The 14,883-nt window shown below is 67.0% G+C and carries 17 protein-coding genes and 1 tRNA gene; 8 read left to right on the plus strand and 10 right to left on the minus strand.

What is annotated here, in order from left to right:
- Positions 1–146: 146 nt before the first annotated feature.
- A tRNA-Thr gene (locus DF286_RS08355) sits at positions 147–221 on the plus strand.
- Positions 222–260: 39 nt separating this feature from the next.
- Here DF286_RS08355 and DF286_RS08360 read toward each other — a convergent pair.
- Positions 261–1,523, minus strand: a complete 1,263-nt coding sequence (locus DF286_RS08360) for a SulP family inorganic anion transporter (protein ID WP_109271016.1) — start codon at positions 1,521–1,523, stop codon at positions 261–263.
- A 58-nt stretch (positions 1,524–1,581) separates the two neighbouring features.
- Positions 1,582–2,787 carry a dipeptidase gene (locus DF286_RS08365; protein WP_109271017.1) on the minus strand — a complete coding sequence of 402 codons (1,206 nt, stop codon included), beginning with the start codon at positions 2,785–2,787 and terminating at the stop codon, positions 1,582–1,584.
- Positions 2,788–2,869: 82 nt separating this feature from the next.
- On the opposite strand from DF286_RS08365, the gene DF286_RS08370 reads away from it, so the two are divergent.
- Entirely contained in the window at positions 2,870–3,652 is a 783-nt protein-coding gene (locus DF286_RS08370) for a ZIP family metal transporter (RefSeq protein WP_109271018.1), read from the plus strand.
- A 2-nt stretch (positions 3,653–3,654) separates the two neighbouring features.
- On the opposite strand, the gene DF286_RS08375 is transcribed toward DF286_RS08370, so the two are convergent.
- Genes DF286_RS08375 through DF286_RS08395 form a run of 5 tightly spaced genes read right to left on the minus strand, consistent with a single transcriptional unit; the run spans position 3,655 to position 8,241 of the window.
- Positions 3,655–4,110 (minus strand): hypothetical protein, encoded by a 456-nt coding sequence (locus DF286_RS08375; protein WP_109271019.1) that lies wholly within the window; start codon positions 4,108–4,110, stop codon positions 3,655–3,657.
- Between the two features lie 9 nt (positions 4,111–4,119).
- Entirely contained in the window at positions 4,120–4,524 is a 405-nt protein-coding gene (locus DF286_RS08380) for a c-type cytochrome (RefSeq protein WP_109271020.1), read from the minus strand.
- Entirely contained in the window at positions 4,521–5,540 is a 1,020-nt protein-coding gene (locus DF286_RS08385) for a Vgb family protein (protein ID WP_243444769.1), read from the minus strand. The genes DF286_RS08380 and DF286_RS08385 overlap by 4 nt, the downstream gene beginning before the upstream one ends.
- Before the next feature lie 49 nt (positions 5,541–5,589).
- Positions 5,590–8,040 carry a ligase-associated DNA damage response DEXH box helicase gene (locus DF286_RS08390; protein ID WP_109271021.1) on the minus strand — a complete coding sequence of 817 codons (2,451 nt, stop codon included), beginning with the start codon at positions 8,038–8,040 and terminating at the stop codon, positions 5,590–5,592.
- 6 nt (positions 8,041–8,046) lie between these two features.
- Positions 8,047–8,241, minus strand: a complete 195-nt coding sequence (locus DF286_RS08395; protein WP_109271022.1) for a hypothetical protein — start codon at positions 8,239–8,241, stop codon at positions 8,047–8,049.
- A gap of 106 nt (positions 8,242–8,347) precedes the next feature.
- On the opposite strand from DF286_RS08395, the gene DF286_RS08400 reads away from it, so the two are divergent.
- Positions 8,348–9,346, plus strand: coding sequence for a ligase-associated DNA damage response exonuclease (locus tag DF286_RS08400; protein WP_109271023.1), 999 nt, complete (start codon positions 8,348–8,350; stop codon positions 9,344–9,346).
- A gap of 124 nt (positions 9,347–9,470) precedes the next feature.
- On the plus strand, positions 9,471–9,722 hold the full coding sequence (locus DF286_RS08405) for a hypothetical protein (protein WP_109271024.1): 252 nt from the start codon (positions 9,471–9,473) through the stop codon (positions 9,720–9,722).
- Between the two features lie 8 nt (positions 9,723–9,730).
- Here DF286_RS08405 and DF286_RS08410 read toward each other — a convergent pair whose 3' ends face one another.
- From DF286_RS08410 to DF286_RS08420, 3 genes are all read right to left on the minus strand, one after another.
- Positions 9,731–10,078, minus strand: a complete 348-nt coding sequence (locus tag DF286_RS08410) for a hypothetical protein (protein WP_109271025.1) — start codon at positions 10,076–10,078, stop codon at positions 9,731–9,733.
- A gap of 56 nt (positions 10,079–10,134) precedes the next feature.
- Positions 10,135–10,911 (minus strand): cold-shock protein, encoded by a 777-nt coding sequence (locus DF286_RS15485; protein ID WP_109271026.1) that lies wholly within the window; start codon positions 10,909–10,911, stop codon positions 10,135–10,137.
- 193 nt (positions 10,912–11,104) lie between these two features.
- Complete coding sequence (locus DF286_RS08420) at positions 11,105–12,037, minus strand: DUF808 domain-containing protein (protein WP_109271027.1); 933 nt, start codon at positions 12,035–12,037, stop codon at positions 11,105–11,107.
- 120 nt (positions 12,038–12,157) lie between these two features.
- Between DF286_RS08420 and DF286_RS08425 the strand changes: the two genes are divergently transcribed.
- The 4 genes from DF286_RS08425 (at position 12,158) to lptB (ending at position 14,882) form a co-directional block, all read left to right on the plus strand.
- Positions 12,158–12,775, plus strand: a complete 618-nt coding sequence (locus DF286_RS08425; RefSeq protein ID WP_109272096.1) for a ribonuclease D — start codon at positions 12,158–12,160, stop codon at positions 12,773–12,775.
- Positions 12,768–13,406 carry an LPS export ABC transporter periplasmic protein LptC gene (gene lptC / locus DF286_RS08430; protein ID WP_109271028.1) on the plus strand — a complete coding sequence of 213 codons (639 nt, stop codon included), beginning with the start codon at positions 12,768–12,770 and terminating at the stop codon, positions 13,404–13,406. Before DF286_RS08425 ends, lptC begins: the two co-directional genes overlap by 8 nt.
- Positions 13,403–13,957, plus strand: coding sequence for an LptA/OstA family protein (locus DF286_RS08435; RefSeq protein ID WP_243444770.1), 555 nt, complete (start codon positions 13,403–13,405; stop codon positions 13,955–13,957). Before lptC ends, DF286_RS08435 begins: the two co-directional genes overlap by 4 nt.
- Positions 13,958–14,102: 145 nt before the next feature.
- Positions 14,103–14,882, plus strand: coding sequence for an LPS export ABC transporter ATP-binding protein (lptB, locus tag DF286_RS08440; RefSeq protein ID WP_109271029.1), 780 nt, complete (start codon positions 14,103–14,105; stop codon positions 14,880–14,882).
- The last annotated feature ends 1 nt before the right edge of the window (position 14,883 follow it).

A 14,883-nucleotide genomic window follows, 5' to 3' on the forward strand; every position in this document is an offset into this window, starting at 1 on the left:
CGAGCCGCTTCGCCCGTTCCTCGTCGCCCTTGCTCATGGGCAGGGAATTAGGCGCTCGCCCCCTCTTGCCGCAAGCCGCCTTGACATTCCATCGCTCACCCGGCCATAGCGCCGCGCGTCCCTTCCGACACTCGCGGTCCGGGCATGCTGCCGTAGCTCAGTGGTAGAGCGCATCCTTGGTAAGGCTGAGGTCGTGAGTTCAATCCTCACCGGCAGCACCACCCCTTCAATGACAAGGCTTTAGCCGTGGCCCCGATCCGCTAGCGTTCGGGAGTCTTCCATTCGGCCGGCGGCACGTTGCGGCGGCGCAGCCGAAGGGCGAGGCCGAGTGCGGTACCCACGCCGATGGCGACGGTGAGGTCGGAAAAGACCGTGAGGGCCATGGTGAGCAGCAACAGGAGGCGGTCGGAAGGACGCGCCGCCATGCGCTCGCGCCACTTGTGCGGCTCGCTCATGTTCCAGGCCGTCACCATGAGGAGCCCGGCGAGCGCGGGGAGCGCGAGATAGCCGGCCAGCGGCGCCGCCAGCATCATCACCGCGAGGATCGTAAGCGCGTGGACGATGCCGGCGAGGGGCGTCTTGCCGCCAGCGCGGACGTTGGTTGCGGTGCGGGCGATCGCCCCGGTCGCGGGCAATCCGCCGAACAGCGAGGAGCCGATATTCGCCGCACCTTGGGCCAAAAGCTCGGCGTTCGATCGATGGCTCCCGCCGATCATCCGATCGGCGACCAGCGCCGACAGCAGCGATTCGACCCCCGCCAGGAAGGCGATCACGAAGGCGGACGGCAGCAGCTCGAGCAGCCGGGCGACGCTGACCTCCGGAATCGCCGGCATCGGCAACCGATCGGGAAGCGCCCCGAAGCGCCCGCCGAGCGTGTCGATCGGGAATGCCAGCAGGATGGCCGCCGCCGAGGTGATCCCGACCGCGATGATCAGGCCCGGCAACCTGGGCGCCAGCCGGCGCAGGCCGACGATCAGCACGATGGTGGCGAGGCCGACTGCCAGGGCCGAGAGCGTGAAGCTTTCCCGCAGGCCCCACAAGGCCGGAAGCTTCTCGAGAAAATCGGCGGGGACCGGCGTGGCTTCGAGCCCGAAAAGATCCTGGAGCTGGCTGGTGGCGATGATGACGGCAATGCCGACGGTGAACCCGTCGACGACCGCTTCGGGAATATAGGAGATGAGGGTGCCGATCCGCAGCATCGCGGCGATCAGCAGGATGAACCCGGCCATGAACGTCGCGAGGACCAGCCCGTCATAGCCATATTGGGCGATGACGCCGTAGACGACGACGATGAACGCGCCCGTCGGGCCGCCTATCTGCACCCGGCTGCCGCCCAGCAGCGAAATGAGGAAGCCCGCCACGATGGCGGTGACGATTCCCTTTTCGGGTTCCGCCCCCGACGCGATGGCGATCGCTATGCAGAGGGGCAGGGCGACCATCGCCACGGTGACGCCCGCCAGCATGTCCGCCAGGAACGTGCGCCACGAATAGGTGGCGAGAGTCGTCAGGATCTTCGGCTTCACAGGGGCAGCGCTATAAGGCGGCGGCCGCCGCCGGCAAAGCGGGCGATCGGATCGTCAATCACTCGCTACGGCTTCGCCCCTGGGCATGCGCCTCCGCCTGTCGCAGCAGGCGCAGGACGTTGCCGCTCCAGATCTTCTCGATGTCCGCGTCGCTGTAGCCGGCCTTGCGCAGCCGCGCGGTGATGCGCGGGAGGGCCGCGATGTCTTCGATGCCGGCAAGCCCGCCGCCGCCGTCCCAGTCGGCACCGAGGCCGACATGGTCGACGCCCATCACCTCGATCGCGTAGAGCAGGCTCTTCATATAGGTCTCGAAATCGGCCTCGTTGCTGCGCTGCCGGGCGTCGAGCGCCGCCTTGTCGGCGACCAGCTGGCGCCGCTCGGCGGGGGTGAGGTCAAGCCACTTCGCCTGGCGGTCCTCGATCGCAGAACGCTCGTCCGAGCTGTCGCCCGCGCCGAGAAAGAGGCTGTTCATCTGCATGACGCCGCCGGACGCGGCGAGCTTGCGCATCAGCGCGTCGGGGACGTTGCGGGGATGGTCGTAAAGCGCTCTCGGCCCCGAATGGGAGAGGATCACCGGAGTGGCTGACAGCTCGATCAGCTGCTCGAGCGCCGCGTCCGAGGAGTGGCTGCCATCAACGACCATGCCGAGCCGGTTCATCTCCTTCACCCACTCCTTGCCGAGCGGGCTGAGGCCATTCCAGCGCGGCGTGTCGGTCGTGCTGTCGGCGAACTGGTTGTTCTTCGAATGGACGGGCCCCGCCATCCGCACGCCGAACTTGTAGAAGGTCTCCAGAAGCGACAGGTCCTCGCCGAGCGGATAGCTGTTCTCGATGCTCTGATAGGCGATGCGCTTGCCCATCTTGTCCAGACGCTCGGCATCGGCGGCGGTCGTCGCCAGAGCGATTTTGTCGCCGTTCGCGGCCATCACGCGCTGGATCGCCATCGCCCTCATGAGCGCCGCGTCGCGCGCCTTGCGATAGCCTTCCGGCGTCAGCTCCCCCTGCGGCGTGTAGATGACGAAGAAGCCGCCATCGAGGCCGCCCTCGGCCATGCGCGGCAGATCGACCTGGCTCAGGTCCCACGCATATTCGTGCCGCTCGTCGAACTGCCAGCCCGGCCGCTCGAACAGCATCGGCGTGTCGAGATGGGTGTCGAGCACCAGCATCTGCTCGTGGATCAGGCGGTCGACGGGGCTCACCGCCTCATGGGCGGAAGCGGGAACGGCAAGAAGGAGCGGAAGGGAGAAGACAAGCCGGGCACGCATCGGATACTCCTGGTTGTGACGGGTCCAGCATGAAAGCCTCGGCCCCATATGGCAAGGCGGCGCCGTGGCCGCAGGAGGTTCGATGGACTGGCAGCTTATCGGAACGGCGAGCGCGGCGAGCGCCGCGGCGGGGATGGCGACGGCGGCGGGCGCGTTGCCCGTGCTCGCGATCCGGGGAATGTCGCGCCGGCTCGAGGCTATCTTCCTCGGCTTCTCGGCCGGCGTGATGCTGGCCGCGTCCTTTTTTTCGCTGATACTTCCGGGTCTCGAGGCCGCCGAACGTGGTGGCCATAGCGCCGCCACGGCGGCGCTCACCGTCGCCAGCGCGATCCTGCTCGGCGCGCTGACGCTCCAGTTCATCAACCATTATGTGCCGCACGAGCATTTCCTCATCGGTCGCAACCCCACCGCGCCGGCGACGCGTCTCGCGCGCATCTGGCTGTTCGTCATCGCCATCACCCTCCACAATTTCCCGGAAGGGCTGGCGGTGGGCGTCAGCTTCGGCGGGGGCGACATGCCGAACGGCATCGCCACCGCACTCGGCATCGGCATCCAGAATGTGCCGGAGGGCCTGGCGGTCGGAGTCTCGCTTGCCTCGGTGGGCTATAGCCGCATCTTCAGCTTCGTCGCCGCCTTCATGACGGGTCTGGTGGAGCCGGTCGGGGGCTTCCTCGGCATCTCCGCCGTCACCGCTTCCTCCGCCCTCCTTCCTTGGGGCCTCGGCTTCGCCGCCGGCGCGATGATCTGGGTGGTGAGCTCCGAGATCATACCAGAGACTCACCGCGAGGGTCGTCAGAATGCCGCTACCACAGCGCTGATGGCGGGGCTGGTGCTGATGCTCTGTCTTGACTGGTCGCTCGGCTGAACTCAGGCTTCCCAATGCACCATGAAGTCCCTCAGCGCCCGCGCGTCGTGGAGCGCGTTGTGCGGAATGCGGCTGGAGACCGAGACGCTGAAGCCGGGACTGCTGACAAGCTCGAAGCGGATGCTTCCCACCGGCACCATCTCGCCCTCCCCGGTGACGAGCAGGGCGCAAAACAGCGCGATGTCGTCGGGCCAGTCGGCGACGATCACTGGCTCGCTCTCACGAGCAAGATAATTGGCGATCTCGACCGCGGCAGAGAGGCGGGATACCGGCTCGGCATGGTGCCCCGGCGGCACGGAGCCGAGATAGGGGACGACATTGCGCTCGACCCAGGGATGGATCTCGTCCGGCAGCGGCAAGACGGCGTAGAATTCCTGGTCCCCATGTTCGGGCACCAGCGCCAGGCTGATGAGATCGCCCCCGAAGCCGTTATATTCCGTGTCGAGGAAATAGCGCATGGTCCGCGACTATTCGTCGGGGCGCGTGCTGTCCAGCCGAGGCGCCGATTGTCGCAGCCAGGCCATGAGGTCGGCGCGCTCCTGCGGGTCGCGCATGCCGGTGAAGGTCATCGCCGTCCCGGGCGCGACCGTCTCCGGGTCGGCGACGAATCGGTCGAGCAGCGCCTCGCTCCAGCGCCCCTCGCGCTTCGCAAGCCGCCTCAGGGCCGGGGAATAATCATAGCCCGGACGAGCTGCGATAGGGCGGCCAAGAATGGCATGGAGGCTGGGCCCGGCAACGTCGTTGTCGGGCGCCATGTCATGACAGGCGTAGCATTTCTGGAAGGCGACCCGCCCGCGCTCCGCATCGCCCTTGGGCGGGGCGGTCAGTGCGACCGCCGAGAGGAGCAGCGCGCCGATCGCGAAAACCTTCATCGTGTTCCGGTGTAGACGATCATCAGCCGGTCGGTGCCGGATTCCGGTAAGAAGACCTCGCCGGGCCTTCCCAGTATCTGGCGCACGTTCGCCTCGGGTCCGCTGCCCGGAAAGCTGGTCCAGCTTTCCGCGGCCGGGTCGAAGGCGAGGGTGGCATTGGCGCCGAAATCGCTGACCCAGACGATGTCGCGGTCGTCGACATAGACGGCATAGGCCTTGGGCGCGTCACCGGGCAGCTTCCAGCTCTTCCACTCGCCGCTCGCCGGCGTGTAGCGATAGAGCTCGCCGCTTTTCCATCCGGAAATCCAGAGATTGTCTTGGCTGTCCGCCCAGACGCGGCGCGTGCCGGCATCGGCCACAGGCGGCTCGATGATCGTCGCCTCGCCGGTTTGGCGGTCGATGCGGGCGAGATGGCTTCCCGCCAGCGAGACATAATAGACGTCACCCGAAGGCGCGGCGTCGATCCCGTAGGGGCCGCGCCCTTCCGGGTCCTTGAATATTTCCATCGCGCCGGTCTTGGGGTCGATGCGGCCGTAAATGCCATTCTGGCCGGTGAACCAGTGGATGCCGTCGCCGTCGAAGGCGCCGGTGTTGAGGTTGGTGTAGCCGGTTCCTTCCGGCAGCTTCCAGACGTCGATCTTCTCAGTCTTGGGGTCGTAGCGGACGATGGCGTTCTGGCCGCCGTCGGTGATCCAGGCGGCGCCGTCCGGCCCCTGGATGACCCCGTGCGGCGCCGACTCGGGCCCCAGCGGCACCTGCCGAACCGCGCCCGTGTCCGGATCGAGGATGCCGAGCGCTCCTTGCCGCTGGGCGGTGTACCAGATCTTGCCGTCCGGCGCTGGGGCGACATCGTGGGGGCCGGACCCTTCCGGCAGCTGGAAGACCTTGGTCACCGTGGCGGTCGCGGCGGCCTCGGCCATGGCCTGCTCCTCCGTCTGTTCCGCAGGCTGGGCGCAGGCCGGGGCAGTGAAAGCTAGCGAGACGAGGGCAGTGACGGCGGCGGACAGGCGGGCCATATGGATCTCCCGATCTGAGTCTTCCCGCCAGCCTAGCTTTTGTGCGCAATTAATCCAATCGCATCGCCTCCTCGGCGAGCGCTTCCGCTTCCATCAGCAGCAGGTCCTCGGCTCCGCCGCCGGAGACCTGCTCGCGACCGATCATGATGAGCACCGGGACGGCCATGGGCGAAACCCGCTCCAGCGGCACATGGAGCATGGTGCCCGCGGCGCGATCGAGGAGATCGGCAAGCCGACCGACGTCGGTCATGCGGGCGCGGGCGTCCTCCCAGGCGGCGCGGAGCAGCAGATGGTCGGGCTCGTAGCGCCGGAGAACGTCGTAGATGAGGTCGGTCGAGAAGGTGACCTGCCGGCCCGACTTGCGCTTGCCGGGATGTTGGCGCTCGACCAGGCCGCCGATCACGGCCACTTCGCGAAAGGCGCGTTTCAGGAGGTGCGAGCCCTCCACCCATTCGACGAACTCCTGCTCCAATATGTCCGCGGAAAGGAGATCGGCGGGATCGGTCACCGGCTGCAGCGAATAGCAGGCGAGGGCATAGTCGTTGGAGACGAAGCCGAGGGGCCCCAAACCGGCGCTCTCCATGCGCCGCGTGATCAGCATGCCCAGCGACTGGTGCGCGTTCCAGCCCTCGAAGCTGTAGATGACCATGTGGTGCCGCCCCTCATGGGGAAAGGTCTCGACCAACAGCTGGTCGGGCGCGGGGAGGGCGGAGCGCTGGGCCTGGGCCCGAAGCCAGTCGCGAACGTCGTCGGGGAAGCGGTCCCATCCGTCCGGCTCGGCGAGGAAGCGGCGGACGCGGCTGGCGAGATGGGTGCTCATCGCCATGCGGGTGCCGCCATAGGTCGGGATACGCGCCGACTTGTGGCTGGCATGGACGTAAAGATCCGTGCCGTCGATTTTTTCGACTTCCAGCACCAGGCCGGAAAAATAGAAGGTGTCGCCCGGCGACAAGGTGGCGGCGAAGCCTTCCTCCACGGTGCCGAGGCGGCGCCCGTTCCTGAAGCGCACGTCGAGCAGCGGCTGGTCGACGATGATCCCGGCGTTCATCCGGTGCTGCTGGATGAAGCGCGGGTGGGACACGCGCCACGTCCCGTCGGAATCGCGGGTGAGACGTTTGAAGCGATCATAGGCGCGCAGCGCATAGCCGCCGCTCTCGATGAAGGTGAGGACCCGCTGAAACAAAGCCTCGTCGAGCCCGGCATAAGGCGCGGCGGAGCGCACCTCGGCCAGCATTTCCTCCTCGCCGAAGGGGGCGGCGCAGGCGACCGCCATGATGTGCTGGGCGAGCACGTCGAGCGCGCCGGGACGGAAATGCTCGTGGTCGAGCGCCCCTTCCTCGATCGCGTCGAGCGCCGCGCGGCCTTCCAGATATTCGAAGCGATTGCCGGGGACGAGGATCGCCTCGCTCGGCTCGTCGAGCCGGTGGTTGGCGCGGCCGATCCGCTGGAGGAGACGCGAGCTGCCCTTGGGCGCTCCCATCTGCAGGACGAGGTCGACGTCGCCCCAGTCGACGCCGAGATCGAGGCTGGCGGTGCAGACGAGGCCGCGCAGCCGCCCCTCGGCCATCGCCTTTTCGACCTTGCGCCGCGCCGCGATGTCGAGCGAGCCGTGGTGGATGCCGATGGGAAGGTGATTGTCGTTCACCGCCCACAGGTCCTGGAACGTCAGCTCGCAAAGGCTCCGCGTGTTGCAGAAGACGAGCGTCGTCTTGTGCCGTTCGATCTCCTGCATCACCCGCCGCGCCGCCCAGCGGCCGCTATGGCCCGACCAGGGGATGCGCTCATCTTCCGGGAGCATGATGCTGATGTCGGGGTCCGCGCCAGGATCGCCCATCACCAGATCGACGGTCTCGACATCGGCATGGGGGGCGAGCCAGCCCTGATAGGCTTCCGGATCGGCGACGGTGGCGGAGAGGGCGACGCGGCGAAGGCCCGGGGCGAGCCGCTGAAGGCGAGCCATGGCGAGGCTCAAGAGGTCGCCGCGCTTGCCGGTCGCGAAAGCATGGACCTCATCGAGGATAATGGTGCTCAGCCCCTCGAACAGAAGCGCGCTATCCTCGTGACTGAGCAGCAGGCTCAGCGACTCCGGTGTGGTGAGCAGCATCTCGGGCGGCTTCACCCGCTGGCGCGCCTTGCGATCGGCGGGCGTGTCGCCGGTGCGAGTCTCGACGCGGATATCGAGACCCATCTCCGCGATCGGTGTCAGCAGGTTGCGCTGCACGTCGACGGCGAGCGCCTTCAGCGGCGAGACGTATAAGGTGTGCAAGCGCGCCGGAGTGCGCTCGGCGCGAGCGGCGCCGTGCCGTTCGATGATCTCCACCAGGCTCGGCAGAAACCCGGCCAAGGTCTTGCCCGCCCCCGTGGGCGCGACGAGGAGGACGTTGCGCCCCGCCCGCGCCGAGGAGAGCATCTCGAACTGGTGCCGCCTCGGGCTCCAGCCGCGCTTCGCGAACCACTCGGCGACGACCGGCGGAAGATCGACCGCCGATCCCGTCAGCATGTCCGGTCAGGGGCCTTTTTCATTCTCGCCGCGATGGGCCCGATTTTCCTCGCGGTAAAGCTCCCTGGTCGCTTGCTCGGTGCGAGCCTCGTCCGCCGGCCCGCGTCGGCGATTGCGGAGCAGCGCCCACAGCAGCACGCCGGCCAGGATCAGCGGCCCCACGATCAATATTATGGTCCAACTGGCTCCACCCAGATCCATGACGTCAGCTCCTCTTTTCCGCGGGTTCGTTTCGGTGGGTCAACGCAGGAGCGCCGCGGAGCGATCCGTCTTGGCGGCATCGCACACTCCGCCCATATAGCTCCCGATGGCCCGCCTCAGTTCCTGGATCGAGCCTTTTCCCGAAGGCATTTATGTAAAGCCCGCCGACGCCTGGATCGATCCGAGCCAGCCCAAGGCGAGGGCGCTCGTCACCCACGGCCATGCCGACCACGCCCGCGGCGGCCATGGCGCGGTCTGGGCGACGCCCGAGACCTTGGCGATCATGGACTGCCGCTACGGCCCGCAGCCGGGGCGGCCGGTCGCCTATGGCGAGAGCTTCCGGATGGACGGGGTGGAGATAAGCTTCGTCCCCGCGGGCCATGTCCTCGGCTCCGCCCAGATCGTGATCGAGCATGGCGGCGAGCGAGTGGTCGTCTCCGGCGACTACAAGCGCCGGCCCGACCCCACCTGCGCCCCGTTCGAGCCGATCCCCTGCGACATCTTTATCACCGAGGCGACCTTCGGGCTGCCCGTGTTCCGCCATCCCGAGACGGCGAGCGAGATCGACCGCCTACTGCTTCGACTCCACGAGAATCCCGACCGCTGCGTCCTCGTCGGCGCCTATGCGCTCGGCAAGGCGCAGCGGATCGTGGCAGAGCTCAGATGCCGGGGCCATGAGGAGCCGATCTACATCCACGGCGCGCTGCAGCGGCTGTGCGATCTTTACAGCGAGCATGGCATCGCGCTCGGCGACCTGCGCCCGGCAACGGCCGCCGGGAAGGAGGAGCTCAGGGGCAAAGTCATCCTCTGCCCGCCTTCCGCCCTCAACGACCGCTGGTCGCGGCGCCTGCCCGACCCGATCACCGCCATGGCGTCGGGCTGGATGCGGATCCGCCAGCGAGCCCGCCAACGCAATGTCGAGCTGCCCCTCATCATTTCCGACCATGCCGACTGGGACGAGTTGACCCGGACCCTGACCGAAATCGCGCCGAGTGAGGTCTGGGTAACGCATGGTCGCGAGGAGGCGCTCATCCACTGGTGCGCCATGCACCAGATCAAGGCACGGGAGCTGAACCTCGTCGGCTACGAGGATGAGGACGATTAAGCCTGGGGGCAACGGCCGTTTCCTTTTGGAACGCTGGCTATTGTGCTGGCGACAAAGGCTCGGATTTAGCGAATAATGAAGACCGGTCGAATCGCTAAGGACCAGACGGCGAAAGGGAACGGCCATGATGAATATGGTGACGGTCGGGGGCGAAAGCGTCGCCCATGACCCCGGCCTGAGGGGCTATCACGTCCTTTATCGGGAAAATGAGATCAATCACTGCCCCGGCTGTGGCCGGACACATTGGTATGTCGGCCGTGTCTCGGCGGAATGCGGCTTTTGCGGCACCGCCCTTGCGCTCGCCGAAGCGACGGCGCGGGGGCATGGCAGCCTTAGCCGCGCGCATGGCCCGCTGCCGATGGAGCAGGCGGCCTAGCTCTCGCGCTATTCCGGTTTGGCCTTGGCGGTCATCCGCTCGCCGATCGCCTGGAGTGCGAGACCGCGCTCCTGTAGCACGGCTCCGCAGCGCTGAATGGTCGAATCCAGCTCTTCCGGCTTCATCGTTTCGGCGGCCTGGGTCAGCAGCGCCTCGAGGTCCGACACGCCGCGCCCGTCGAGACGACCGAAATAATATTGGGCGCCGAGTTGCCCCGCCTGCTGAACCGTCTTGTCCTCGGCCGCGGTGAGCTGGCCGATCGCTATAAGGCAGCGGGCATCGTCCAGCGCGGCTTCGTCGGGGGTGGCGGCGGCTCCAAGGAGCATCGCCAGCGGCAGGAGCATGAGCGATCGCATCGGCATTCCGAAGATAGAGGATGAGGCCGGCGCTGGGCGCCGGCCTCATATGCCGATTACTGGATCGGCTGGAGGTTCACCGCCGCCGTCTTGCCGCGGCGGTCCACCTCGAGCTCGAACTCCAGCCGGTCGCCTTCATTGAGGCTCACCATGCCGGCGCGCTCGACGGCGGAGATGTGGACGAAGGCATCGGGCTGCCCGTCGTCGCGGCTGATGAAGCCGAAGCCCTTCATCGCGTTGAAGAACTTGACCGTACCGGAAGCCTTCTCGCCGGTCAGCTGGCGCTGCGGCCCGCCGCCCATCCCACCCTCGCGGGCTCCGCGCTCCGGAACCGGAAGCGGCTCGCCCTCGATCTTGAGATCGGTCGCCGAGACGCGGCCGCCGCGGTCGACCAAGGTGAATTCGAGCGGCTGTCCCTCAGCAAGGCCGGTGAGGCCGGCCTGCTCGACCGCCGAGATGTGGACGAAAACGTCTTCGCCGCCGTCGTCGCGAACGATGAAGCCGAAGCCTTTCTGGGCGTTGAAGAATTTGACGACGCCCTTGCCTTCGCCAACCACCTGCGGGGGCATGCCTCCGCCACGTGGGCCGCCAAAGCCGCCACCGCCGCCGCCGCGATAGCCACCGCCACCGCCGCCGAATCGATCGCCGCCGCCGAAGCCGCCACCGCCGAAGCGGTCGCCTCCGCCGCCATAACCGCCGCCGCCGAACCGGTCGCCGCCGCCGAAGCCGCCCCGGTCCTGAAATCCGCCGCTGTAGCTATCTTCGCCGAAACCGTCGCGCTTATCGCGCCCACGCCCGCCGCGATCCCCGCGACGCCCTCTGTCAAAACTCATGCCGTCTAATTCTTTCCCGCGCCCATAAACCCCTGTTGAGAACCACCGCGCCGGGCAAGAAGCGCAAACGGCCTTGGCGCCATAAGGCGCACCGCCGACTCTTATAGCTTAGAATTCAGCGTCTAGCGAGGGGCTTTAGACTTGGCATCGACGCAATATTTGAGGCCTCTTGGGACAAAGCTTCGTCAGGGGATCAGTGTCTTCCGGCGAGAGCATGATGCGCGGCTACGATCAATGCGCCGATACCAAGTCCAACAAGGCCTGATCCGACAGCGCCGACGGTCCATTGGACGACTCCGCCAATCGCCGGCACGGCGTGTCCCGCGGCATCGGCGATGTCGTGGATGACATGGGCGGGGCCCGATAATCCGAACGTCTCAAGGCCGTGGATGATGATGCCTCCGCCGACCCAGATCATTGCGGCAATGCCGATCACCGAGAGCCAGGCCATCAGCTTCGGCATGGCGTGGACCAGGCCACGCCCCAGCGCGCGCGTGCCGCTCTGCTCCCGCTCGGCGAGATGAAGTCCGATATCGTCCATCTTCACGATCAACCCGACGACGCCGTAGACGCCGGCAGTGATGGCGATCGCGACCAGGGCCAGGATCCCGGCGCGCGCGAAGAAGGGTTCGGTGGCGACTTCGGCAAGAGCGATCGCCATGATCTCGGCGGAAAGAATGAAGTCGGTGCGGACGGCGCCCGCCACCATTTTCTGCTCATGCTCGGCGCTGTTGAGTTCGACGGCGGTCTCGGCGAGGCTGTGCGTGTCCCCCGCCACGGCTTCCCAGACCTTCTCCGCGCCTTCGTAGCAGAGATAGGCGCCGCCCAGCATCAGCAAAGGCGTGATCGCCCAGGGGAGGAGTGCGCTCAGCGCCAGCGCCGCCGGCAGGATGATGAGGAGCTTGTTCCTGAGCGAACCCTTCGCGATTCGCCCGATGATCGGAAGCTCGCGATCGGGGGTGAAGCCGGTAACGTAGCGGGGCGTGACGGCGGTGTCGTCGACCACCACGCCCGCAGCCTTCATTCCGGCGCGGCTGGCGGCGGCGCCGATATCGTCGATGGATGCGGCGCTGAGCTTGGCGATGGCCGCGACATCGTCGAGCAGCGCGGCAAGACCACTGGGCATGAAGATCCGTCCCCTGTTTCGGCATCGTCCCTGTGACGAGGTCGAGCGTCGCGATCAAGCCTTCGCACGGATCGGCGTGCTGCATTGAGCGGCCCGTAGCTTTGCCCTATGCGAGGCGGCATGACCGTATATTTTCACGAGGAAGATCTGCCGGAAGGCGCGCTCGCCCCCGGCCCCGTCGCCGTCGATACCGAAACGATGGGACTTCAGCTCGGCCGCGACCGCCTGTGCGTGGTCCAGATCGCCGACGGACGCGGCGATGAGCATCTGGTCCGCTTCGCGCCCCGCAGCGACTATGCGGCGCCCAATCTGAAAGCCGTGCTGGCCGATCCGGCGCGGCTTAAGATCTATCATTTCGCCCGTTTCGATATCGCCTCGATCCGGGCCTATCTCGGCGTGATGGCGGAGCCGGTCTATTGCACGAAGACCGCTTCGCGCCTGATCCGCACCTACACGGATCGGCACGGCCTCAAGGAGCTGGTGCGCGAGCTTCTGGGCCTGGAGATCTCCAAGCAGCAGCAGACGTCCGACTGGGGCGCGCCGGAGCTCAGCGATGCGCAGAAGGATTATGCTGCCTCGGACGTGCGCTATCTCCACGCGCTGAAGGAGCGGCTGGACGAGCGGCTGGAGCGGGAAGGGCGCGTGCGGCTCGCCCAGGCCTGTTTCGATTTCCTCCCCCACCGGGCGTTGCTCGACCTCGCGGGCTGGCCGGAGGTGGATATCTTCGCCCATGTCTGAGCTTGCCGACCGCGAGCGCATACGCAAGCAGCATTGGGCGGCGCCCGGCGGCAGCCATGACGAGGTCGTGCGAACCCTCAAGATCGCGCTGCCTGTGCTGATCGGCGTGTTGATGGCCTTCCTGGCCATGGCGCCGCTCTCCAAGAACCAGGAAATCAGCTTCATCCTCGACAAGCAGAAGGTCGACGTTGCCAAGGAACGGATGCGCGTCCAGGAGGCCCGTTACCGTGGGCAGGACGACAAGGGGCGGCCTTTCATGATCACCGCCCGGTCCGCGGTGCAGGCGACGTCGCGCGATCCCATCGTCGACATATTGGGCATGCGGGCGCGGATCGCGCTCGAAAGCGGTCCGGCGACGCTGAAGGCGGACCGCGGCCGCTACAATCTCGAGACCGAGACGGTGAACGTGATCGGACCGATTCTCTTCACCGCGGCCGACGGCTATCGTCTCCAAACTCGTGACGTGGCGGTCGATCTCGACAGCCGGGTCATGGCCACCGACGGGCGCGTGGAAGGACAGATGCCGCTCGGCCGCTTTTCGGCCAATCGGATGCGGGCCGATCTGGAGAGCAGGACCGTGACGCTGACCGGCAACGCGCGCTTGCATATCGTGCAGGGCGGTCTCAGATGAGCGCGATGAAGACGATCGTGACTTCGGCGGGCATGGGCGCCGTCCTCCTCGCGCTGGCGGGCAGCCAGCCGGCGGTGGGACAGGACGCGGCCTCGGCGCTGCGCGGCCACAATACCAATGCGCCCGTCGATGTCGCCGCCGATCGGATCGAGGTGCAGGACCGTTCGGACCGGGCGATCTTCTCGGGCGATGTCGTGGTCCGGCAGGGGGACCTGACCCTGAATGCGGAGCGGCTGACGGTCGCCTACAGCGACGCCGGCGGAATCCAGATCGATCGCCTCAACGCCAGCGGCGGGGTCACCTTGCGGAGCCCGTCCGAAACGGCCCGCGGCCAGTTCGCCATCTACGACCTCAACAACCGGCTGATCACGATGCTCGGCGGCGTGACCTTGACGCGCGGGCAATCGCGGGTCAGCGGCGCGCGCCTGGTGCTCAGCCTCGACACCGGCCGGGCGGTGCTGGACGGAGGCGCCGGCGGCGCTCCCGGCACCACTAGCAAGGAGGGCGGCCGCGTCACCGGCACATTCACGGTCCCTCAGCGCAACGACTAAATCCTGGATCGACAGTGCTTTATGGCAACAGGAAAGCTGTTGCGGGGCCGACGCTACGATAGAATTTTGCGGCTATGCACGAATCTTGCCAGTTGAGCCGGCGGACCGGCTGGCCTAGATCAGACGGTGTGGGACTGGAGCAGGGATGAACGACACGGCCCTTCTTGATCGGCTTGAGGATGCGGCGGCGGTCGAGCCCATCGACCGCGGGCTGTCGGTCATATCGATCGCCAAATCCTACGACCGGAAGTCCGTGCTGACCGACGTGTCGCTGCACGTCGAGCGGGGCGAGGTCGTGGGGCTGCTGGGCCCCAACGGCGCCGGCAAGACCACCTGTTTCTATTCGATCATGGGCTTGGTGAAGCCCGATAGCGGGCGAATCCTCCTCGACGGCGAGGACATTACCGGCCTGCCCATGTATCGCCGGGCCATTCTCGGCCTCGGCTATCTGCCCCAGGAAACGTCGATTTTCCGCGGCCTCACCGTCAGCCAGAATATCATGGCCGTGCTCGAGGTCGCCGAGCCCGACCGCAAGGTGCGCGAACAGCGGCTGGAACAGCTGCTCGGCGAGTTTCATATCGAGCGGCTCCGCGACGCGCCGGCCATGGCGCTGTCGGGCGGCGAGCGGCGGCGTTGCGAGATCGCCCGGGCGCTGGCGGCCGATCCGTCGATCATGCTGCTCGACGAGCCCTTCGCCGGCATCGACCCGATCTCCATCGCCGACATTCGCGATCTCGTCTCCGAGCTCAAGAAGCGCGACATCGGCGTGCTCATCACCGATCATAATGTCCGCGAGACGCTCGACCTCGTCGACCGCGCCGCCATCATCTACGACGGCCAGGTGCTGTTCGCCGGCAGCCCGGCCGCGCTGGTCGCCGACGAGAATGTCCGCCGCCTCTATCTCGGCGAGAGCTTCGAGCTGTAGC

The organism is Sphingosinicella humi (genome assembly GCF_003129465.1).
Lineage (GTDB): Bacteria > Pseudomonadota > Alphaproteobacteria > Sphingomonadales > Sphingomonadaceae > Allosphingosinicella > Allosphingosinicella humi.